The sequence below is a fragment of the Neorhizobium galegae genome (assembly GCF_021391675.1).
Taxonomy (GTDB): Bacteria; Pseudomonadota; Alphaproteobacteria; order Rhizobiales; family Rhizobiaceae; genus Neorhizobium; species Neorhizobium galegae_B.
Genome location: NZ_CP090095.1, coordinates 4,314,245 through 4,334,030 on the forward strand (window position 1 = coordinate 4,314,245; position 19,786 = coordinate 4,334,030).

Annotated in this window: 19 protein-coding genes; 6 read left to right on the plus strand and 13 right to left on the minus strand. The window is 61.9% G+C overall.

Annotation, left to right across the window (positions count from 1 at the left end; genetic code table 11):
• Position 1 precedes the first annotated feature (1 nt).
• Entirely contained in the window at positions 2-820 is an 819-nt protein-coding gene (locus tag LZK81_RS21285) for an amino acid ABC transporter permease (protein WP_233954579.1), read from the plus strand.
• 85 nt (positions 821-905) lie between these two features.
• Here the strand turns inward: LZK81_RS21285 and ppk2 are convergent, their stop codons facing one another.
• Positions 906-1,820 (minus strand): polyphosphate kinase 2, encoded by a 915-nt coding sequence (gene ppk2, locus LZK81_RS21290; protein ID WP_038590953.1) that lies wholly within the window; start codon positions 1,818-1,820, stop codon positions 906-908.
• 323 nt (positions 1,821-2,143) lie between these two features.
• Between ppk2 and leuC the strand changes: the two genes are divergently transcribed.
• On the plus strand, positions 2,144-3,553 hold the full coding sequence (leuC, locus tag LZK81_RS21295; protein ID WP_233954580.1) for a 3-isopropylmalate dehydratase large subunit: 1,410 nt from the start codon (positions 2,144-2,146) through the stop codon (positions 3,551-3,553).
• Between the two features lie 124 nt (positions 3,554-3,677).
• On the opposite strand, the gene LZK81_RS21300 is transcribed toward leuC, so the two are convergent.
• Together LZK81_RS21300 and LZK81_RS21305 are read right to left on the minus strand one after the other, a co-directional pair.
• The gene (locus tag LZK81_RS21300) at positions 3,678-5,291 is read right to left on the minus strand and encodes a hypothetical protein (protein ID WP_233954581.1); all 1,614 of its coding nucleotides are present in this window, start codon (positions 5,289-5,291) and stop codon (positions 3,678-3,680) included.
• Complete coding sequence (locus LZK81_RS21305) at positions 5,288-5,836, minus strand: L,D-transpeptidase family protein (protein WP_233954582.1); 549 nt, start codon at positions 5,834-5,836, stop codon at positions 5,288-5,290. Before LZK81_RS21305 ends, LZK81_RS21300 begins: the two co-directional genes overlap by 4 nt.
• A 244-nt stretch (positions 5,837-6,080) precedes the next feature.
• On the opposite strand from LZK81_RS21305, the gene LZK81_RS21310 reads away from it, so the two are divergent.
• Both LZK81_RS21310 and LZK81_RS21315 read left to right on the plus strand, forming a co-directional pair.
• A complete protein-coding gene (locus tag LZK81_RS21310) occupies positions 6,081-6,764 on the plus strand; it encodes a response regulator transcription factor (RefSeq protein WP_046605386.1) in 684 nt (227 codons plus the stop codon).
• A 9-nt stretch (positions 6,765-6,773) separates the two neighbouring features.
• Positions 6,774-7,229, plus strand: a complete 456-nt coding sequence (locus tag LZK81_RS21315) for a cyclic nucleotide-binding domain-containing protein (protein ID WP_046605190.1) — start codon at positions 6,774-6,776, stop codon at positions 7,227-7,229.
• Positions 7,230-7,426: 197 nt separating this feature from the next.
• On the opposite strand, the gene LZK81_RS21320 is transcribed toward LZK81_RS21315, so the two are convergent.
• From LZK81_RS21320 to tesB, 6 genes are all read right to left on the minus strand, one after another.
• Positions 7,427-8,230, minus strand: coding sequence for an exodeoxyribonuclease III (locus LZK81_RS21320; RefSeq protein ID WP_046605189.1), 804 nt, complete (start codon positions 8,228-8,230; stop codon positions 7,427-7,429).
• Positions 8,231-8,341: 111 nt separating this feature from the next.
• Positions 8,342-9,010, minus strand: a complete 669-nt coding sequence (locus tag LZK81_RS21325; RefSeq protein WP_046612257.1) for an outer membrane lipoprotein carrier protein LolA — start codon at positions 9,008-9,010, stop codon at positions 8,342-8,344.
• A 75-nt stretch (positions 9,011-9,085) separates the two neighbouring features.
• Positions 9,086-11,785 (minus strand): FtsK/SpoIIIE family DNA translocase, encoded by a 2,700-nt coding sequence (locus LZK81_RS21330; protein WP_233954583.1) that lies wholly within the window; start codon positions 11,783-11,785, stop codon positions 9,086-9,088.
• 245 nt (positions 11,786-12,030) lie between these two features.
• Entirely contained in the window at positions 12,031-13,458 is a 1,428-nt protein-coding gene (locus LZK81_RS21335) for an ammonium transporter (protein ID WP_233954584.1), read from the minus strand.
• A gap of 28 nt (positions 13,459-13,486) precedes the next feature.
• A complete protein-coding gene (locus tag LZK81_RS21340; RefSeq protein WP_007773854.1) occupies positions 13,487-13,825 on the minus strand; it encodes a P-II family nitrogen regulator in 339 nt (112 codons plus the stop codon).
• A gap of 224 nt (positions 13,826-14,049) precedes the next feature.
• On the minus strand, positions 14,050-14,934 hold the full coding sequence (gene tesB, locus LZK81_RS21345; protein ID WP_233954585.1) for an acyl-CoA thioesterase II: 885 nt from the start codon (positions 14,932-14,934) through the stop codon (positions 14,050-14,052).
• 87 nt (positions 14,935-15,021) lie between these two features.
• Here tesB and LZK81_RS21350 point away from each other — a divergent pair, with 87 nt between their 5' ends.
• Complete coding sequence (locus LZK81_RS21350; RefSeq protein WP_233954586.1) at positions 15,022-16,236, plus strand: ubiquinone biosynthesis hydroxylase; 1,215 nt, start codon at positions 15,022-15,024, stop codon at positions 16,234-16,236.
• Positions 16,237-16,439: 203 nt separating this feature from the next.
• Here the strand turns inward: LZK81_RS21350 and LZK81_RS21355 are convergent, their stop codons facing one another.
• From LZK81_RS21355 to LZK81_RS21370, 4 genes are all read right to left on the minus strand, one after another.
• Complete coding sequence (locus LZK81_RS21355; protein WP_037081395.1) at positions 16,440-16,628, minus strand: Trm112 family protein; 189 nt, start codon at positions 16,626-16,628, stop codon at positions 16,440-16,442.
• A 12-nt stretch (positions 16,629-16,640) separates the two neighbouring features.
• On the minus strand, positions 16,641-17,318 hold the full coding sequence (locus LZK81_RS21360; RefSeq protein ID WP_233954587.1) for an LON peptidase substrate-binding domain-containing protein: 678 nt from the start codon (positions 17,316-17,318) through the stop codon (positions 16,641-16,643).
• A gap of 151 nt (positions 17,319-17,469) precedes the next feature.
• A complete protein-coding gene (gene trxA / locus LZK81_RS21365; protein ID WP_233954588.1) occupies positions 17,470-18,444 on the minus strand; it encodes a thioredoxin in 975 nt (324 codons plus the stop codon).
• Between the two features lie 58 nt (positions 18,445-18,502).
• The gene (locus tag LZK81_RS21370; protein ID WP_233954589.1) at positions 18,503-19,012 is read right to left on the minus strand and encodes a prolyl-tRNA synthetase associated domain-containing protein; all 510 of its coding nucleotides are present in this window, start codon (positions 19,010-19,012) and stop codon (positions 18,503-18,505) included.
• A 314-nt stretch (positions 19,013-19,326) separates the two neighbouring features.
• On the opposite strand from LZK81_RS21370, the gene LZK81_RS21375 reads away from it, so the two are divergent.
• Positions 19,327-19,785 (plus strand): (2Fe-2S)-binding protein, encoded by a 459-nt coding sequence (locus LZK81_RS21375; RefSeq protein ID WP_046612261.1) that lies wholly within the window; start codon positions 19,327-19,329, stop codon positions 19,783-19,785.
• The last annotated feature ends 1 nt before the right edge of the window (position 19,786 follow it).

The window sequence follows — 19,786 nt, forward strand, 5'->3', positions numbered from 1 at the left end:
CATGGCGCCTTCGCGCCGCAGGACGTCCCAGCCGCAGGATTTCCCCTGGTGGCTGGTCGCCTTCGGGATCCTTTGTTTCGGCCTGGCGGCAGTCATCGCCCTCAACGACCTCTATTCCCAGGTCTTCAATGTCGTCGCCAAGGGCATCGGCATCACGGTCGGCGTGACGCTGGCCGCCTTTCTCCTGGCGACGCTACTGGGGCTCGGCATCGCGCTTGCGGGGCTTTCCGGCAATGTCGTGCTGAGGCAGGCCGCGCGTTTCTATATCGAGCTCATCCGCGGCATCCCGATCCTCGTCCTGCTCTTCTACATCGCTTTCGTCGGCGCGCCGGCCTTCGTGACGCTCTACAACTGGGCGCTGGCGCCGCTGATCGAGCGTGGCTGGGGCCAGGCACTTCTGGTGCGCGACGTCTCGCTGCTCTGGCGGGCGATCATCGCGCTGACGATCGGTTATGCCGCCTTCATCGCCGAAATCTTTCGCGCCGGGTTCCAGGCCGTCGACATCGGCCAGATCGAGGCGGCAAGGGCACTGGGTTTCACCCGCTGGCAGCGTTTCCGGCTGGTCGTCTTCCCGCAGGCGATGCGGGTGATCCTGCCGCCGCTTTCCAACGACTTCGTCTCGATGGTGAAGGATTCGTCGCTCGTCTCGGTCCTCGGCGTCGCCGACATCACCCAGATGGCCAAGGTCTATGCGGCCGGCTCCTTCCGCTTCTTCGAGACCTATTCGATCGTCACCTATATCTACCTGCTGCTGACGATCGGCCTGTCGCTGGCCCTGCGCGGCATCGAAGGACGTTTGCGGAGAAGGACGGAGCGCTAGTAGCAAAAGGCGGCCCGAAGTCCGCCTCCCGTTTCAGTCTCTGTCTGCGCCCCGCAGCGTCAACGACGGCAGGGCGCAGTTTTGTTCAATAGGCTTCCGGGACGTACATGTCCGCCGGCACCGGATGGCGGATGTAATCGTCGTTCCGGACGCGGCCCGGCAGGTCGATCTGTTCCTTCGGCACGGTCTCGTAAGGCACCTGCGCGAGAAGGTGGGAAATCATGTTGAGCCGCGCCTTCTTCTTGTCGACGGCCTGCACCACCCACCACGGCGCTTCCGGAATGTGGGTGCGCTGGAGCATCTCTTCCTTGGCCTTGGTATATTCTTCCCAGTGGACGCGGCTTTCGAGGTCCATCGGCGACAGCTTCCACTGCTTCAGCGGATCGTGGATGCGCATCTTGAAGCGGAATTCCTGCTCCTCGTCGGTGATCGAGAACCAGTATTTGACGAGGATGATGCCGGAGCGGACCAGCATGCGCTCGAATTCCGGCACCGAGCGGAAGAACTCCTCCAGCTCGTCCTTGGTGCAGAAGCCCATGACGCGCTCGACGCCGGCGCGGTTGTACCAGGAGCGGTCGAACAGCACCATTTCACCGGCGGTCGGCAGATGCGGCACGTAGCGCTGGAAATACCACTGGCTGCGTTCGCGCTCGGTCGGGGCCGGAAGGGCGACGGTGCGGCAGACACGCGGATTGAGGCGTTGGGTGACGCGCTTGATGGCGCCGCCCTTGCCCGCCGAGTCGCGGCCTTCGAACAGTACGACCATCTTCAGCTTCTTGTACTGCACCCAGTCCTGCAGGCGGACGAGCTCGTGCTGGAGGCGGAAGAGCTCGCGGAAATAGATCCGGCGGTCGATCGTCGCCTCGGCGGGCTCGGACATGCCCTCGGCGACCAGCTCGTCGAGCCGGTCCTCTTCCATCTGCATTTCCAGCTCTTCATCGAAGCTGTCGGCGATCTCTTCCTTGATGCGGCTGAGCTGGTCTTGCATGGGCTCGGACATGGTGGGCATTCCTCCGTTATGGAAACTGAGATCAACCACGTTTCCACGAAAGCTTTATGACAAACATGCGACAGGTTTCCGACGAAGCAATTTGATTGCCGATTTCTCCGGAAACTGCTATTGCAGCCGCCATGGGATCGAAATTTGGATGCCTCGCGAACCATATCGTCGTGCTGCAGGACCACAAGCGTCTGCCGGCACGGTTTTTCGCGCGGGTATCCGGGGCGCTCTGCGACCGACTTAGCTGACTTTCCTCAGCTTGAGGCAGCCCCGTGCTGCCGGATACCCATTTCCTGTTTCAGTCAGCTTTACGGATAGCAGCCATGAGCGCACCCCGCACCCTCTATGACAAGATCTGGGACGACCACGTCGTTTCCGAGGATGAGAACCACACCTGTCTTCTCTACATCGACCGTCACCTCGTTCACGAAGTGACGTCGCCGCAGGCTTTCGAGGGCCTGCGCATCGCCGGCCGCAAGGTCCGCGCGCCGGAAAAGACGCTCGCCGTCGTCGACCACAACGTCCCGACCACCGCCGACCGCCACGAAGGCATCAAGAACGAGGAAAGCCGCATCCAGGTGGAAGCGCTTGCCCAGAACGCCCGCGATTTCGGCGTCGAATATTATTCCGAAAAGGACGTCCGCCAGGGCATCGTGCACATCGTCGGCCCGGAACAGGGTTTCACCCTGCCGGGCATGACCATCGTCTGCGGCGACAGCCACACCTCGACCCACGGCGCCTTCGGTGCGCTGGCGCACGGCATCGGCACGTCTGAAGTCGAGCACGTGCTCGCTACCCAGACGCTGGTGCAGAAGAAGGCGAAGAACATGCTGGTGCGCGTCGACGGCCAGCTGCCGCCGGGCGTCACCGCCAAGGACATCATCCTTGCCATCATCGGCGAAATCGGCACTGCCGGCGGCACCGGCCACGTCATCGAATTCGCCGGCGAAGCGATCCGCGCGCTCTCCATGGAAGGCCGCATGACGGTCTGCAACATGACGATCGAAGGCGGCGCCCGCGCCGGCCTGATCGCGCCGGACGAAAAGACGTTCGAGTATATCAAGGACAAGCCGCGCGCCCCGAAGGGCAAGGCCTGGGACATGGCGCTCGACTACTGGAGGACGCTGCAGACCGACGAAGACGCGCATTTCGACAAGGTCGTCGTGCTCGACGCCGCCAACCTGCCGCCGATCGTCTCCTGGGGTTCTTCGCCGGAAGACGTGATCTCGGTCGAGGGTTCCGTTCCGAACCCCGACGACATCCAGGACGAAACCAAGCGCACCTCCAAATGGCGTGCGCTGGACTATATGGGCCTGAAGCCGGGCACCAAGATCACCGACATCGCGATCGACCGCGTCTTCATCGGCTCCTGCACCAACGGCCGCATCGAAGACCTGCGCGCCGCGGCCAAGGTGGTCGAAGGCCGCACGGTCGCATCGACAGTCTCCGCCATGGTCGTTCCGGGCTCGGGCATCGTCAAGGAACAGGCGGAAGCCGAAGGCCTCGACAGGATCTTCAAGGACGCCGGCTTCGAATGGCGCGAACCGGGCTGCTCGATGTGCCTGGCGATGAACGACGACCGCCTGAAGCCGGGCGAGCGCTGCGCCTCCACCTCGAACCGCAATTTCGAGGGCCGCCAGGGCTACAAGGGCCGCACCCACCTCGTCTCGCCGGCCATGGCCGCCGCAGCCGCGGTCGCCGGCCACTTCGTCGATATCCGCGAGTGGAAATAAGCGTCTTTCAGCTTTGATTTCGAGATGCCCGGCCATAGCGCCGGGCATTTTCGTTTCAGATGAGTGCGTCAAGGCTGATTGTCAGCGATCTAAAGGCCCACTGAATCAGTTCACCATCCAACTACTACTTAGCTTTCAGATCTTCGATCCTCTGATGGATCCAGTCGAACCATTCGTCATTGACCTTTGGGAGATTGCCGTTTGCCTTGAGCACATCGAGGATAGCGAGAGCCTCCCGATATTCGGTTTCGCTTTTGGCGGCGTCTCCAACCATGCCCAGCGAGCGAACGACATCCAACTTTGCAGCAACGCTCCCCTTGTCGATGTCAGCGATCGACCGCCTTATTCTCAGCCCATCGCGATAATTTTCCAGCGCCTTGTTGGACAACCCTTCGTCCAAATAGCAATCTCCGAGGCGGTTGTAGCTGACCGAAAGATCCCGCTGCAAAGATAGGTTGGTCGGATCTCGCTCGATCATTGCAACGCTGATCTGCTTTGCGGATTCGATGGCTTCACGGGCCTCCGGCAATCGTTTCTGTTGACGATATATATCGCCGATCCGGTTGAACGCGACATGCAGGCTTCGCTGCGAGCGCGCATCAAGCGTGAAACTTCGGGCAGCCGCCTTGCGAAGAGAAAGAGCCTCCAGGAGATATTTTTCCGCAGCAGCCAGATCGTCTTGCTGTTCCTCCCATTCGGCCAGCATTGTCAGGAACACAGCAACGCTTTCGGAGGCACCTGCCTTGCCAGGATATTTCTGGAGGATCGATCGACTGGTTGTGAGACCGACCTTGGCATAGGTCTTGACTTCATCCCACTGAATTTGCTGCCGTGCAAGGTTAACAAGGCTGCTATAGACCGGCAAAAGATCATCGGAGCTCCTCGGACCGGGATTGCGCCTCTCTACCTGCTGGCGAAGCTGGAGTGCGGCCAAGAATGCCGACTTTGCCTCGTCCAGTTTGCCAAACTCTCTTGAAAGTTCACCGATGAGGATATGCGCGGAGGAGGCATCGCGCATTTTTCGCACGTCCGCCGGATGCGATTGCAGAAGCAGCAACCGGACCTCGATCAATCGCCTGGCGATTGTTTGAGCCTCGGCAGTCGCCCCTCGCATACGCGCCGATTCCGCGGCATAGAGCATCGTCATCGCCAGTTCGGACTGCAGCTCTTCATCATCGGGACGCTCCGCTGTAAACGCGGCGACGAGGTCCATGGCCTCGAGGGCCGATTGCGCCGCCGCCTCCGATGCCCCGATTGCCAACTGCAAGTCGGCCGTGCGTGTACGCACGACACGGGATAGACTGACGAGGGGAAAAGAATAGCCCCAATTGAGCAGGAGATCGTCGGCAACCTTCCTGGCCTGCTCAAGCTCGGGCCAGGCTTCGCTGAAACGCTTCGTCCTCGTCAGCAGCGAAGCAATCCAGGTCCGAATAGATGCGGTCATGTACCTGGTATTCAGACTTTCACGCAGGTCCTGAGGAAAATCCTCGATATGTGCGAGCACTTGCCGATAGGCCTCGACCGCTTCAGATGGCTTTGTTTCCCATTCTATCGCCGCAGCTTCCTTGTAAAGGCGTATCGCATCTTCGGGCCATGGGTGATTGCGGTCGAACATTCCCGAACGCGGAACATCGGCTGGGGCAGCCACTTGGATAAGCGGCGTCCCGGAGACAGGTGCGAAAGGGCTCCCAGCCTGTGACGTCATCCCGAAAAGCATAACCGCAAGAACCAACTTCATAGCACCCTCACCACCGTTCCCCTGCGCATGAAGCGGATGAGCCGTTTCATGTCCTGCAAACTGACGGCGATGCATCCCGCAGTCGGCTGGTAGCCGGGCTTGATCAGGTGGAAGAAGATCGCCGAGCCGCGATTTCGGGCTCGCGAGGTGACGTTCCAGTCGAGCACAAGACAGATGTCGTAGAGCCCGTCGACCCGCATCATCTCTTCATGACTTGGCCGGAACGGTGCCTTCACCGGGCGGTTGTACGACGGGTGCTCCGGCTGGTCGCACCACAGCAGGTCTTTACCGATGCGCGTGATCGAAAGCGGCGTCGGGGGCAGCGTCACGCGGTCCCCACGGACATAGCCGTTGAGAAGGCGCATCGCCGCAATCGGCGTTGCGCCGTCCCCTTCCCGCTTGAAGGGAGAAGTGCCGGACCGCCCGAGCGCCGCCGGCACGGTGATGCCGCCGAAGGAGACGATTGCCCGGCTCCGGTCGCGCGGCGCGGTCCGGACGGTGACGACAGCCGTCTTTTTGTGATTTCCCTCGCGAAAACGTTGCATTTCTCTCACAAGGTTTTGCTTTGAATATGATTTCGTTTGAATTCATAGCACACTGAAGCGCCGCGCATCCTCCGGATGCGCAAAGGACGCTTTAGCATATTGAATCGAAGCATCGTACTTTCCGAAAATCGATTCCGATTTTCGGGTCGATGCTGTAGGGATTTAGATCGAGGAGCCCTAAATGCGCTTCGATTGGCTGGCAATGACGGTCAGGACGCAACGGCGAGACGAAAGGCAAGAACGCATGGCAGCGCGCACGATACTCCTGGTGGACGACGACGAAGATCTGCGCGAGACGCTCGTCGAGCAGTTGTCGTTTTACGAAGAGTTCGCAATCCTCCAGGAGGCGAATGCAGCCAAAGCACTGCAGACCGCCAAGAATGCCCAGATCGACCTGCTGATCATGGACGTCGGCCTGCCGGACATGGACGGCCGCGAGGCGGTGAAGCTCTTACGCAAGAACGGCTTCAAGGCGCCGATCATCATGCTGACCGGCCACGACACCGATTCAGACACGATCCTCGGCCTCGAAGCCGGCGCCAACGACTATGTGACGAAGCCCTTCCGCTTCGCCGTGTTGCTCGCCCGCATCCGCGCCCAGCTTCGCCAGTACGAGCAGAGCGAGGACGCCACCTTCACGGTCGGCCCCTATCTCTTCAAGCCGAGCCAGAAACTGTTGACCACAGAGGATGGCAAGAAGATCCGCCTGACCGAAAAGGAAGCCGCGATCATCCGCTATCTCTACCGCGCCGGCCAGAAGGTCGTCACCCGCGATGTCCTCCTGGAGGAAGTCTGGGGCTATAATTCCGGCGTCACAACGCATACGCTGGAAACCCATGTCTACCGTCTTCGCCAGAAGATCGAGCGCGATCCGTCGAGCGCCGAAATCCTGGTCACTGAAAACGGCGGCTACAAGATCGTACCGTAAAGAGCCCCGATGTCGCTGACCGAAGATATCCGCCTGCTGTCGCAGGTCCCGCTGTTCCGGGACATGAATGAAGACCAGCTGCGCCTCGTCGCCTTCGGCGCCGAGCGGCGGCAGGTGACGACCGGCCAGCAGCTGTTTCGGGAGAAATCCCCGGCCGAATCGGCCTTCATCGTCGCAAGGGGCCGTTTCGAGCTGCTGATGGCGGACCGCAACGGCGAGATGAAGGTCGAAGCAACCGTCGGCCCCGGTACGCTGCTGTCGGAGCTGGCGCTCGTGACCATGGTGGAGCGCAAGTTCACCGCAATTGCGATCGAGGATTCCGAAGCCCTGAAGATCAGCCGCTCGCTGTTCCACCGCCTGCTCGAGGAATATCCGCAGGTCGGCCGGGTGATCGAAAGCCGCATCCGCGACAATATCGCCAGCCTCGCCAAGGCGGCGGCGGCAATGCAGGACCGGTTTGCCTGAAGGCTTCTTCTTGATTTAGCCGAGCCCGCGGCCCCCTCACCCGGCCTCCGCTTTGCTCGGCCACCCTCTCCCCAAGGGGAGAGGAAGAACGGCTGCGGCGCGGCATATCTCTTCTCCCCAGCGGGGAGAAGGTGCCGGCAGGCGGATGAGGGGGCCACAGTCCCGCAGCATATCGCGACGGATAAGATCCACCAATCTCAGAACTTGAACACCGCCGTCACCGGCACGTGGTCCGAAGGCTGGTTCCAGCCGCGTGCTTCCTTCAGCACGTCGATGCGGTCGAGGAACGGCCCGAGATCGGGCGAGGACCAGATATGGTCGAGCCGCCGGCCCTTGTTCGCCGCTTCCCAGTCCTTGGCGCGGTAGCTCCACCACGTGTAGATCTTCTCGGGCTCCGGCGTATGCTGGCGCATCAGGTCGAGCCAGCCGCCCTTGGCGATGATTTCCTTCATGCCCTCTGTCTCGACAGGCGTGTGGCTGACGATCTTCAGGAGCTGCTTGTGCGACCAGACGTCGTGCTCCAACGGCGCGATGTTGAGATCGCCGACCAGGATCGAGGAAATGCCGGGCATGGCATCGGCCTTCAGCGCCTTCATCTCCTCGATGAAATCGAGCTTGTGCCCGAATTTCGGGTTGATCGTCCGGTCCGGCTCGTCGCCGCCGGCGGGCACGTAGAAATTATGCAGGCGGATGCGCCGCGAGCCGCGCTCGAAGAGCGCCGATATGTGCCGGGCATCGCCGACATCGCAGTAGTTCTGGCGATGGTCTTCGAGGAGCGGCACCTTCGAAGCGATGGCGACCCCGTGATAACCCTTCTGGCCGTGGATGATGATGTGCTGGTAACCGAGATCCTTCAGCGGCTGCAGCGGAAACTCAGGCTCCTGGCACTTGATTTCCTGCAGGCAGAGAATGTCCGGCTTGTGGCGGACGAGGAACTGCTGGACGATCGGCATGCGCAGCCGCACAGAGTTGATATTCCAGGTCGTAATCGAAAATGTCATGATATCCCTCGGGGCTCTGCCGCGAGCTTTAGGGAATTTTGCGGTCCCTGAGAAGCAAAAAGGGCCGCGCAGCCAAGCGCAGCCCTTCATTGATTTCAGACCCTGCCGAGGTCAGCCCTTGCGGACGTCCTCATAGGGGATGATGAAGACCTTATCGTCGAGATTGACGCCGTTCTGGACGTTGTAGATCATCACCGACGTGTCCTTGTTCTGGGCGTCGGTGATCGTCCATTGGCGCAGATCGTAGGTCTTGGAATCGAACATCATGGTGATGGTCGAATCGCCGAACACGGTCTTGTTGCCGAGCACGATCGTGGTGATGTCGGATTCTTCCTTGACGTCGCGGACCATCTGGTTGCCGAGGTCGATGCGGCTCGACAGCAACAGGCTGAGCGGCGTCTTGGAGAGCGGGTAGATATCCCAGGTCTTCAGCTTCATATTGCCGATCACGACATTCTTGCCGTCGGCGATGACGCGGATCGGCGACGGATCTTCGAAATTGAAGCGCAGCTTGCCGGGGCGTTCGATGAAGAATTTTCCGCCGGTCTGCTCGCCGCGCGGCCCGAACTGCACGAATTCGCCCATCATGGTTTTAACCGAGGAGAAATGGTCGGCGATCTTCTGGGCCGCAGCACTGCCGGCGCTCTGGGCGAAGCCGAGGTTCGGCGCAAAGGCAGCCGCTGCCAGGCCGGCAAGACCCAGCGAAAACTGCCGGCGGCCAAGTGCGCCGGAATTGATGCCCAAATTGGCATTTGAAAGGATGGTCTTTTCGTTCTTCATTCTGGTCTCCTTTCGTTACTCCTCCGCACCAAAGGCGGCGGCTTGATGGCCGCGCCCGTGGCGATCACGAAAGCCTTACCGTTCGAGGATGTCGCCCTCGGTCGGCACCAGGATCTCGCGTTTGCCGGCGTGGTTGGCCGGCCCGATCAACCCCTCCTGCTCCATCCGCTCGATGAGCGAAGCGGCACGGTTGTAGCCGATGCCGAGACGGCGCTGGACATAGGACGTCGACGCCTTGCCGTCCCGCAGCACGATCGCCACCGCCTGGTCATAGGGGTCGTCCGACTCTGCGAGGTTGGACATGCCGGCCGGGCCGGCACCGTCACCGTCCTCGTCGTCATCGGCCGTGATCGCATCGAGATATTGGGGTTGGCCCTGGGTTTTCAAGTAGGCGACGATGTCTTCGACCTCGGTATCGGAGACGAAAGGCCCGTGGACACGCTGGATGCGGCCGCCGCCGGCCATGTAGAGCATGTCGCCCATGCCGAGCAGCTGTTCGGCACCCTGCTCGCCGAGGATCGTGCGGCTGTCGATCTTCGACGTCACCTGGAAGGAAATGCGGGTCGGGAAGTTCGCCTTGATCGTGCCGGTGATGACATCGACCGACGGGCGCTGGGTCGCCATGATCACATGGATGCCGGCGGCGCGCGCCATCTGCGCCAGGCGCTGCACGGCGCCTTCGATATCCTTGCCGGCGACCATCATCAGGTCGGCCATTTCGTCGATGATCACGACGATATAGGGGATCGGCTGGAGATCGAATTCCTCCGTCTCGTACATGGCCTCGCCGGTATGGCGGTCGAAACCGGTCTGCACGGTGCGGGTCAGCACCTCGCCCTTTTCCATCGCCTGCTCGACGCGGCTGTTGAAGCCGTCGATATTGCGCACGCCGATCTTCGACATCTTCTTGTATCGCTCTTCCATCTCGCGGACGGTCCATTTGAGAGCGACGACGGCCTTTTTGGGGTCGGTGACCACGGGCGACAGGAGATGCGGGATGCCGTCATAGACGGAGAGTTCGAGCATTTTCGGGTCGATCATGATCAGGCGGCACTTCTCCGGCGTATAGCGATAGAGAAGCGACAGGATCATGGTGTTGATGGCAACCGATTTACCCGAACCGGTGGTGCCGGCGACGAGCAGATGCGGCATCTTGGCAAGGTCGGCCACGACAGGCTCGCCGCCGATCGTCTTGCCGAGCGCCATGGCGAGCTTCGCCTTGCTGCCCTCGAAATCCTTGGAGCCGATCATTTCGCGCAGGTAGACCGTCTCACGGGTACGGTTCGGCAGTTCGATGCCGATCGCGTTGCGGCCGGGAACGACGGCGACGCGGGCGGCGATCGCGCTCATCGAGCGGGCGATGTCGTCCGCAAGGCCTATGACGCGCGACGACTTGATGCCCGGCGCAGGCTCGAGTTCGTAGAGTGTCACGACCGGGCCGGGGCGGACATGGATGATCTCGCCCTTGACGCCGAAATCCTCGAGAACGCCTTCGAGCAGCCGGGCGTTCTGTTCCAGCGCATCGGCCGACAGCGAGGCGTCGCGCGCGACGGCCTTCGGTTCGTTCAGGAGATGCACGGAGGGAAGCTGGAAGCCATCGGGCGCGATGAACGAGCCCTGGGCTTCGCGGGCAACACGAGCGCTCGGCTTCGGCGGCGCGGCCGACGGCGCCACACGTTGCTGGACGCGGACGCCGTTGACGGTCTGCGGCGCACGCGAGGCGACGAACGGCGCATCATCGTCCTCGTCGTCATCGGCCAGGATGCCGGCCGGACGCGGCGGCATGTCGTCCCGGTCGAAGGGCGGATCGTAGTCCTCGTCATCGTCATGGCGGGAAATCGGTGGAGCCGCCACCACCCGACGCGGCGAGGTGACCCGCTCGGCGGGACCATCGAGCGAGGGCTCCATGCGACGGCCGGGGGCAACGGATGCCGCTCTCGCGCGGACCGGCTCGTTCAGCGTCCCGAACTCGTCCTCGTTGAAATCGTAGGGCTGGTCGAAATCCATACGGCTGCGCGGCTTGATGCCAGCAAGGCGACGCAATCTGGCCTGGGCGATATACCAGTAGTGAGCGATGGCGCCGAACGCCAGGAAACCGGCAAACCGGTCCTCGTCGTCCTCTTCCTCGATCGCCTCGCGCTTGGAACGGGTTTTCGCGGCCGCAACCGGCTGGTCGTCGTCCTCGGCATCCTCCTCGAAAGCTTCGCCGACCAGGCCGGAGGCAAACAGCATCAGCCAGGCACAGGGGATGATGAACAGGAAACCGAGCACCATCGCCACGGTACCCGTCGGATAGGCGCCGACGAACAACGCCGGGAAGCGCAGGATCATGTCGCCGATGACACCGCCGATGCCGTTCGGGATCGGCCAGGTGAGCGGCGCGGGAAAGCAGCCCAATGTCGCGGAAGCGAGCAGCGTGCCGCCGCCCCAGGCCGCAAGACGCGCCGGAACGCGGTCGTATTTGCGCCCGGCGATCAAAGCCAGGGCGAGGGCGAGCACCGGCAGCAGGGCGACGAGGCTTGCAAGCCCGAGGAACTGCATCATCAGGTCGGCGAAGGCCGCCCCCGGAAAGCCGAGGATATTGGTCGGCGCATTGTCGGTCGCGTAGGAGAAGCTCGGGTCGGCGACGTTCCAGGTCGCCAGTGCCGCAACCGCCAGCGCCAATGCGAGGAAGATGCCGAAACCGGCGAGTGCCAGCGCCTGGCGCCACACGAAGGCGGTGAGCACCAGGCGGGTGGACCGGTTTGCCATAGCCGCTGAACTGCTTCTGCCCATCGTGTCTGCCCGCCGTCCTTGAACGCAACTCCAAGCGCGAATCGGCAGCCTGAGACCTGATTCACGCAATTCCAGCGGAGAATAGCGCGATGGTGGTTAATGTCCCTTTAACCAAAACGAGCCCGGCGAAGGCTGAAAACATGAATAAAAAAGCCCGGGTCGAAACCCGGGCCAATGCAGCTTCCACAAAAGGCTGCGGCTTGATTATGCGACGGCGGCGGTTGCCCGCCGCCGCGAACCGGTGATCAGGAGTGGTAAGCGGCTTCGCCGTGGGTGGCGAGGTCGAGACCTTCGCGCTCGGCTTCCACCGTGACGCGCAGGCCGACGATGAGGTCGACGATCTTGTAGAGGATCGCGGAACCGATACCGGACCACAGCAGGGTGACGATAACGCCCTTGAACTGAGCCCAGACCTGGGTAGCCGTGCCGGCATAGCTGGCAGCGAAATCAGCCGTCGAGTAATCGACGATGCCCGCACCACCGAGAGCCGGGTTGACGAATACACCGGTGAGAATCGCACCGATGATGCCGCCGATGCCGTGTACGCCGAAGACGTCAGCCGTATCGTCGTAACCGAACTTGTTCTTGACGGTCGAGACGAAGAAGTAGCAGACCGGCGAGACGATCAGACCCATGATGATAGCGCCCATCGGGCCAACGAAGCCGGCAGCCGGGGTGATCACGACGAGGCCGGCAACGGCACCCGAAGCAGCACCCAGCATGGAAGCCTTGCCGCGAGCGAAGGTTTCAACGAGGGCCCAGGCAACGATAGCGGCAGCGGTCGCAACGAAGGTGTTCATCATTGCAAGAGCTGCGTAGGCATTGGCTTCGAGGTTCGAACCGGCATTGAAGCCGAACCAACCAACCCACAGAAGCGCTGCACCGACCATGGTCAGCGTCATCGAGTGCGGAGCCATCATGTCCTTGCCGAAGCCGGTGCGCTTGCCGACCATGATGGCGCCGACGAGACCTGCGATACCAGCGTTGATGTGGACGACGGTGCCGCCTGCGAAATCGATCGCGCCGAAGCCGAAGATCAGGCCGGTCGGGCCGGAATAGGCGCTCGGGCCGCCCCAGAACCAGACCATGTGGGCCATCGGGAAGTAGACGAAGGTGAGCCACAGGATGGTGAACAGGATGACTGCCGAGAACTTGATACGTTCGGCAAACGCACCGATGATCAGCGCAGGGGTGATGGCTGCAAAGGTCATCTGGAAGCAGACGAAGGCGAGTTCCGGAATGGCAGCGCCCTTGGTGAAGCTTTCCGACATCGTCGTCGTATCGACGCCTGCAAGGAACATCTTGGAGAAGCCGCCGATGAAGCTGTTCATCGAGCCGCCGTCAGTGAAGGCGAGCGAATAACCGTAGGTGACCCAGACAATCATCGCCACGGCGGCGATCATCATGACCTGCATCAGAACCGAGAGCATGTTCTTGGCGCGAACAAGACCGCCGTAGAACAGTGCCAGACCAGGCACGATCATCAGAAGGACAAGGATGGAAGAAATCAGCATCCAGGTCGTATCGCCCTTGTCGACCGTCATGGCCGGAGCTGCGGCTGCAGCTTCAGCGGCCGGTGCGGCGGCCGTCTGCGCAAAAGCAACGGCGGGCGCGAGAAGCGCCGCGGCGGCGGCACCCAGGCGTCCCAGAGTGGAAATCCTATTAAATTGCATAGCTAAAAAACTCCCCTGTCGGCCCTGCTTAAAGCGCTTCTGTGTTGGTTTCGCCGGTGCGGATACGCACGGCCTGCTCGATCGAGTAGACGAAGATCTTGCCATCGCCGATCTGGCCGGTCTTGGCGGCCGAAGCGATCGCATCCACGGCCTTTTCGACGAGGTCGGAGGGGACTGCGATTTCGATCTTCAGTTTTGGCAGAAAACTTACGGCATATTCGGTACCGCGATAGATTTCGGTGTGTCCCTTCTGGCGCCCGTAACCTTTGACTTCGGTCACGGTCAGGCCCTGGATACCGACAGCCGTGAGGGCTTCGCGCACCTCATCCAGCTTGAACGGCTTGATAATGGCCATCACGATTTTCATCTGGCTTTCCCATCCTTTGTTTGTCCTCGGCCAAGGCCGACTCTCCTCATCGACGTCAAGATCATGACAGCGACTGACGAGATACATTCAAGGGGCGTGCCAGTTTCGATCGCGCCTATAAGTTATTGAAATGTAAAGGCTTACAACGCGGGCCTCAAAAAACGGGCATTTGGATGGCGCAAAGACGTCCAAAACTTGTGCAAAATTAGAAAATTGCACAACTATTAATCATTTGCCTTTTTCCGAATCAGTCCTTCCTGGGCGACCGAGGCGATCAGTGTGCCAGAACGGGTGTAAATGCTGCCGCGGGTCATTCCGCGGGCGCCGGAGGCGCTCGGGCTGTCCTGCGTATAGAGGAGCCAGTCGTCGAATGTAGCGGGCCTGTGAAACCACATGGCGTGGTCGAGGCTCGCCGCCTGAAGCGTCGGATCGAAGATCGACGTGCCGTGGGGATAGAGCGACGCGTCGAGCAGCGTCATGTCGGAGAGCCAGGCGAGCACGGCTGCCTGATAGTGGCGCTCGGACGGTACCTCGCCGACGGTCCGGACCCAGATGTCCTGCCGCGGTTCGAGCTTGTCCCTGGTGAGATAGTGCACGAGCGAGGTGGGGCGCACTTCGATCGGCCGCTCCCGGCTCCAGTAGCGACGCACGTTCTCCGGCGCCTTCTTGAGGAAGAGCTCCTTGAACTCCTTCTCGCCCATCAGATCCTCCGGCTGGGTAACGGAGGGCATGTCGATCTGGTGCTCGTAACCGCCCTCCTCGACCTGGAACGAGGCGGACATGGCAAAGATCGCCTTGCCGTGCTGCACCGCCGTGAGCCTGCGGGTGGTGAAGCTTGACCCGTCGCGGATGCGCTCCACCTGATAGAGGATCGGAACGGAAGGATCGCCGGGGCGCATGAAATAGGCATGCAGCGAATGCACGAAACGATCGGCCTCGACGGTTCGCTGGGCGGCCATCAGGGCCTGGGCGATCACCTGGCCGCCGAATACCCGCTGCCAGCCGACATCCGGGCTGGTGCCGCGATAGATGTTCTCCTCGAGCTTTTCGAGGTCGAGCGTTGCGATGAGCTGTTCCATGGCGGAGGGGGATTCGGTCTGGCGCGACATTATGACGAACTCCGGCGATAGGAAGCGGCTGTCGGATGATCTATATCCACCACATGATATTCTCAAGTCTCACGGGAGTTTAGGCAAATGCTGGACATGCTGGTTGTAGGAGGCGGTTATGTGGGTCTCGCCGCCGCCGTCGCGGTCAAGCAGGCGGCGCCGCATCTGCAGGTCGAGGTGATCGAGGCGGCTCCTGCCGGCACCTGGGAAAAGGACGAGCGGGCCTCCGCCATCATTGCCGCCGCGACCCGCATGCTGGACGTCTTCGGCGTCTGGAACGAGATCGCCGTCGATGCCCAGCCGATCAACCGGATGGTCGTCACCGACAGCCGCACGTCCGACCCGGTACGACCGGTCTTCCTCACCTTCGACGGCGAAATCGAGGAAGGCAGGCCGTTCGCCCATATGGTACCGAATGTCGCCATGGTGAGAGCCCTGCGCGGCGCTGCCGAACGGCTTGGCATCACCATCCGCCACGGGCTTTCCGCCACCGGCTTCCAGTCCGGCAGCACCCGTTGCACCGTGTCGCTCTCCGACGGCTCGACGGTCGAGACCCGCCTCCTGGTCGCCTGCGACGGCGTGCGCTCCAAACTGCGCGACATGGCCGGCATCAAGACCGTCACCTGGGATTACGGCCAGTCGGGCATCGTCGCGACGGTTGCCCACGAGCGGCCGCATGACGGCGTGGCGGAAGAACATTTCCTTCCGTCCGGCCCATTTGCCATCCTGCCGCTCACCAACAACCGGTCCTCGCTGGTGTGGACCGAACGGACGGCGGAGGCCAACCGGCTGGTCGCCGCGGACGATCTGGTATTCGAGGAAGAACTTCAGCGCCGTTTCGGCCACAAGCTCGGCGAACTGACGGTGGTCGGAGGCAAGCGTGCCTTCCCGCTCGGCCTGACGCTCGCCCGCGCCTTCGTGGCCCCGCGCGTCGCCCTTGCCGGCGATGCGGCGCATGGTATCCACCCGATTTCCGGCCAGGGCCTCAATCTCGGTTTCAAGGACGTCGCGGCACTGGCCGAGACGGTGGTCGAAGCCGACCGCCTCGGTCTCGACATCGGCGCGCTCAACGTTCTGGAGCGTTACCAGTCCTGGCGGCGCTTCGATACGTTCCGCATGGGTGTGACCACCGACGTGCTGAACCGGCTGTTCTCCAACGATATCACGCCGATCCGCATCGCCCGCGACTTCGGCCTCGGCATTGTCGAAAAGCTCCCAAAGCTGAAGACCTTCTTCATCGACCAGGCGGCGGGCAAGAGCGGCGAGGATGGCCCGAAGCTGCTGGCGGGCGAGGCGATCTAAGTACGCGCCCAGAGCCCCTCATCCCGCTGCCGCGACCTTCTCCCCGCACGCGGGGCGAAGGGGTTATGCCGCATCGGCTTGCTCAAGCAACTGCCGTAGGCAACTTATAGCGACGTCAGAAAATAAAGCGGGAAGGTCGCCGCGTTCCTCCTTCGCCCCGCAAGCGGGGAGAAGGTGCCGGCAGGCGGATGAGGGGCAAACTCTCAGTCTTCGATCTTGCGGGCTTCGGAAATCAGCATGATGGGGATGCCGTCGCGGATCGGATAGGCGAGCTGCGCCTTCTGGGAGATGAGTTCGTTGGTCTCCCGGTTGAGGGACAGCCGGCTCTTGGAGAGCGGGCAGACGAGCAGGTCGAGCAGTTTCGGATCGACCTTGCTGAGTTTCTCGTCCATGGACTTGGGGCCTTACTGAAGCATGGTGTCGGAATCGCCGAAATCGCGCGCCAGCAGGATTTCCGTGATGGCGATCAGCGTTTCCGCGCGGGTCCGCAGGTCCGGCGCTTCGAGAAGAGCCTGTTTCTCCGCAGGTCCGAAGGGCGACATCATCGACAGGGAGTTGACGAGCGTGCGGTTGCCGGCGCGCTCGACGCTTTCCCAATCCGCCTCCAGCTTGTTGGCGTCGAGATAGGCGCGGAAGACGCGCAACAGCTCGGCGCGGTCGACCGTGCTCTCGTCGTCCTCGGTGGAGAGGTCCGTCATCATCGGTGCGATCTTGAAGGTGCGATAGGGATGGCCCATGCCGACTTCTTCGATGAGCCGGAACCGGCAGATGCCGCTAATCGAGGTGATGTACCGGCCATCGCCGGTTTCGGCAAACGATGTGATGCGGCCGATGCAGCCGACCGTCGAGAGCGGAGCCCGCGGGCCTTCGACGGCCTCGCCGGATTCGAGCAGCGACGGCTGTACGATACCGATCAGCCGGTTACCTGCAAGCGCCGCGTCGAACATGGCAAGATAACGCGGCTCGAAGATGTTGAGCGGCAGCTGTCCGCCCGGCAGAAGCAATGCGCCGGTAAGAGGAAAGACGGGAACCGTCTCCGGCAGATCCTCGCGCTTCAGATATCTCGCATTTCCCACATGCATGGGTCCGACACCTCCCAGACGACCACTGGCTCAGACCAAGGATTCGCTGCTTGGAATAATGTGGGGCACCCACTGGAGAACGCAAGGCCAATCCTTGAGGATTGGCCTTGGCTTGCGAACACAGGCCCGTGTTTAAGAAAACAGAACCTGTCTACGAAAACAGGATGGAGGAGAGGCGGCGGCGGGCGGCGATGGTCGCCGGATCCTTCGGCCCCCAGACATCAAAGAATGCCAGGAGTTGGCGGCGGGCGCCGTCGTCGTCGAACGTGCGGTCCTTGCGCATGATGGTCAGCAGGTGCTCGGCGGCCTTGTCGCGCTCGCCCTGGACGTTGAGGATCTTGGCAAGCTTCAGGCGGGCGTCGTGGTCGTCCGGATCGGCGTCGAGCTGGCGCTCCAGAGCCACCGGATCGCCGAGCTTGCGGGCTTCCTCGATCTGCTCGAGCTTCTTGGCGACCGCCTGGATCGCAGGATCCTTGGCAAGCTCTTCCGGAAGGGAAGCGAGCATCTGGCTTGCGCGGGCTGTCTCGCCCATGGCGATCAGGCACTGCATCATCCCGGCGGCAGCCTTGGCGTTTTCCGGATCGGCCTGCAGGACGGCGCCGTAAAGCTGGGCTGCTTCCTGGATCTCACCACCGGCAAGAAGGGTTTCCGCCTCGGCGAGCGCCGCCTCGATCTCGGCAGCCTGGTCGGCGCCCGGAGGTCCGGCAAGCTTGTCGATGAACTGGCGAACCTGGCTTTCCGGCACCGCGCCCATGAAACCGTCGACCGGACGACCATCGACGAAGGCGATGACAGCCGGGATCGACTGGATGCCGAGCTGGCCCGGGATCGATGGGTGATCGTCAATATTCATCTTGACGAGCTTGACCCGGCCCTGGCCTTCGTTGACGACCTTTTCGAGCACCGGCGTCAGCTGCTTGCAGGGACCGCACCAGGGCGCCCAGAAATCGACGAGAACCGGCTGGCGGCGCGATTCTTCGAGCACGTCCTTGGTGAAGCCGGCGGTGCTGGTGTCGGATACGTAGACCCCGGCAGGACCCGATGCGGCCGGCGCCGCCCCAAAGCTTGCCGAAGCAGTCATCTGCCCGCCGTAGGAACCGCCATAGGGGTTATTGCTGCCGCTCATGAATGTTCTCCCGGGAACGCTTTCGCATCTTTGCCATATAGGCTGCAAAGATCGTATGTCAGTCTGTCACTTTCAAGACAAGCGGCTGATGGCCGGTCGCCTCCAGAAAGCGGATGAGATCGCCGCTGGCGATGGAGGTCGTGGCATCGTTCGACAGCGGATGGCCGTTGATGATGTCGTGCTTCATCAGGTCTTCGTCGAGCACGAAGGTAACATTGCGCCCGGTATCGTTGAAGGCACCGAACACCGTCACCGAACCCGGAACCACGCCGAGATAGTCCAGCAGCATTTCCGGCCGTCCGAACGAGACCCGGCTCGAAGCGCCGATCACCTTGTGCACGGTCTTCAGATCGACCGTGGCGCGCTCCTCGACCGTCAGGACGAAATACTGGTCCTTCTTGTCCTTCACGAACAGGTTCTTGGTATGGCCTCCGGGGATCTCGTCACGCAGGCTTTCGGATTCCGCCACAGTGAAGACCGGCGGGTGCGTCTTGGTCGAATGCGCAATGTTCAGGCTGTCGAGGAAATGGAAAAGATCCTCGGCGGTTTTCGGCTCTGTTTCGGTCATGCTGATGGATTGGCTCTGTTGGCGGGCGGGCGGACTATAACCGGAATGATTGGACCGGCCAAGGCAGGCGCACACGATCTCGTGAAGCGCTTGACCTGGTATGACGGCGCAACCATTTTACCAGACGTGGAGAACCGGCATCCGGCAATTCCGTCGGCCGACCGTAGCCAATTGATAAACAATAACTTCTCCAGTTAACTCAAGTTTATTTCGGCGCGATATTCCGCGCATTCGATACCGGCCCAGGCCGATAACAGCCGCTCAATCTCCAGTGCCGGCGCAGCGCCCGGCTTCTTATCTGAAAGGTCTGCCTCATGGTCACCTTCACGCTCAACGGACAGGAAAGAACGTTCGACGGCGACCCCGACACCCCGCTTCTCTGGGTCATCCGCGATTTCGAAAAGCTCACCGGCACCAAATACGGCTGCGGCGTCGCCCAGTGCGGCGCCTGTACGGTACATCTGGACGGCATGCCGCGACGCTCCTGCGTGACCCCGATCGCGACGATCGAAGGTTCGGACGTGGTCACCATCGAAGGTGTTTCCGGCAAGGAAGCCGATGCGGTCAAGACCGCCTGGACCGGCCTCGACGTGCCGCAATGCGGTTACTGTCAGTCCGGGCAGGTCATGTCGGCCGTCGCCCTGCTGCAGATGGTGCCGAAGCCGACGGATGCCGATATCGACGGCGCGATGGCCGGAAATATCTGTCGATGCGCCACCTACCATCGCATCCGCGCGGCGATCCACAATGCCGCCAATTCGATGGAGGGCTGAG

Excerpts from the sequence above, each read along its gene's own strand:
- LZK81_RS21340 (WP_007773854.1), bottom strand. The coding sequence starts at position 13,825 with ATGAAAATCGTGATGGCCATTATCAAGCCGTTCAAGCTGGATGAGGTG.
- LZK81_RS21310 (WP_046605386.1), top strand. The coding sequence starts at position 6,081 with ATGGCAGCGCGCACGATACTCCTGGTGGACGACGACGAAGATCTGCGC.
- LZK81_RS21300 (WP_233954581.1), bottom strand. The coding sequence starts at position 5,291 with ATGAAGTTGGTTCTTGCGGTTATGCTTTTCGGGATGACGTCACAGGCT.
- LZK81_RS21305 (WP_233954582.1), bottom strand. The coding sequence starts at position 5,836 with ATGCAACGTTTTCGCGAGGGAAATCACAAAAAGACGGCTGTCGTCACC.
- LZK81_RS21370 (WP_233954589.1), bottom strand. The coding sequence starts at position 19,012 with ATGACCGAAACAGAGCCGAAAACCGCCGAGGATCTTTTCCATTTCCTC.
- LZK81_RS21315 (WP_046605190.1), top strand. The coding sequence starts at position 6,774 with ATGTCGCTGACCGAAGATATCCGCCTGCTGTCGCAGGTCCCGCTGTTC.
- LZK81_RS21335 (WP_233954584.1), bottom strand. The coding sequence starts at position 13,458 with ATGCAATTTAATAGGATTTCCACTCTGGGACGCCTGGGTGCCGCCGCC.
- LZK81_RS21350 (WP_233954586.1), top strand. The coding sequence starts at position 15,022 with ATGCTGGACATGCTGGTTGTAGGAGGCGGTTATGTGGGTCTCGCCGCC.
- tesB (WP_233954585.1), bottom strand. The coding sequence starts at position 14,934 with ATGTCGCGCCAGACCGAATCCCCCTCCGCCATGGAACAGCTCATCGCA.
- LZK81_RS21330 (WP_233954583.1), bottom strand. The coding sequence starts at position 11,785 with ATGGGCAGAAGCAGTTCAGCGGCTATGGCAAACCGGTCCACCCGCCTG.
- trxA (WP_233954588.1), bottom strand. The coding sequence starts at position 18,444 with ATGAGCGGCAGCAATAACCCCTATGGCGGTTCCTACGGCGGGCAGATG.
- LZK81_RS21355 (WP_037081395.1), bottom strand. The coding sequence starts at position 16,628 with ATGGACGAGAAACTCAGCAAGGTCGATCCGAAACTGCTCGACCTGCTC.
- LZK81_RS21325 (WP_046612257.1), bottom strand. The coding sequence starts at position 9,010 with ATGAAGAACGAAAAGACCATCCTTTCAAATGCCAATTTGGGCATCAAT.
- LZK81_RS21320 (WP_046605189.1), bottom strand. The coding sequence starts at position 8,230 with ATGACATTTTCGATTACGACCTGGAATATCAACTCTGTGCGGCTGCGC.
- ppk2 (WP_038590953.1), bottom strand. The coding sequence starts at position 1,820 with ATGTCCGAGCCCATGCAAGACCAGCTCAGCCGCATCAAGGAAGAGATC.
- LZK81_RS21375 (WP_046612261.1), top strand. The coding sequence starts at position 19,327 with ATGGTCACCTTCACGCTCAACGGACAGGAAAGAACGTTCGACGGCGAC.
- LZK81_RS21360 (WP_233954587.1), bottom strand. The coding sequence starts at position 17,318 with ATGCATGTGGGAAATGCGAGATATCTGAAGCGCGAGGATCTGCCGGAG.
- LZK81_RS21285 (WP_233954579.1), top strand. The coding sequence starts at position 2 with ATGGCGCCTTCGCGCCGCAGGACGTCCCAGCCGCAGGATTTCCCCTGG.
- leuC (WP_233954580.1), top strand. The coding sequence starts at position 2,144 with ATGAGCGCACCCCGCACCCTCTATGACAAGATCTGGGACGACCACGTC.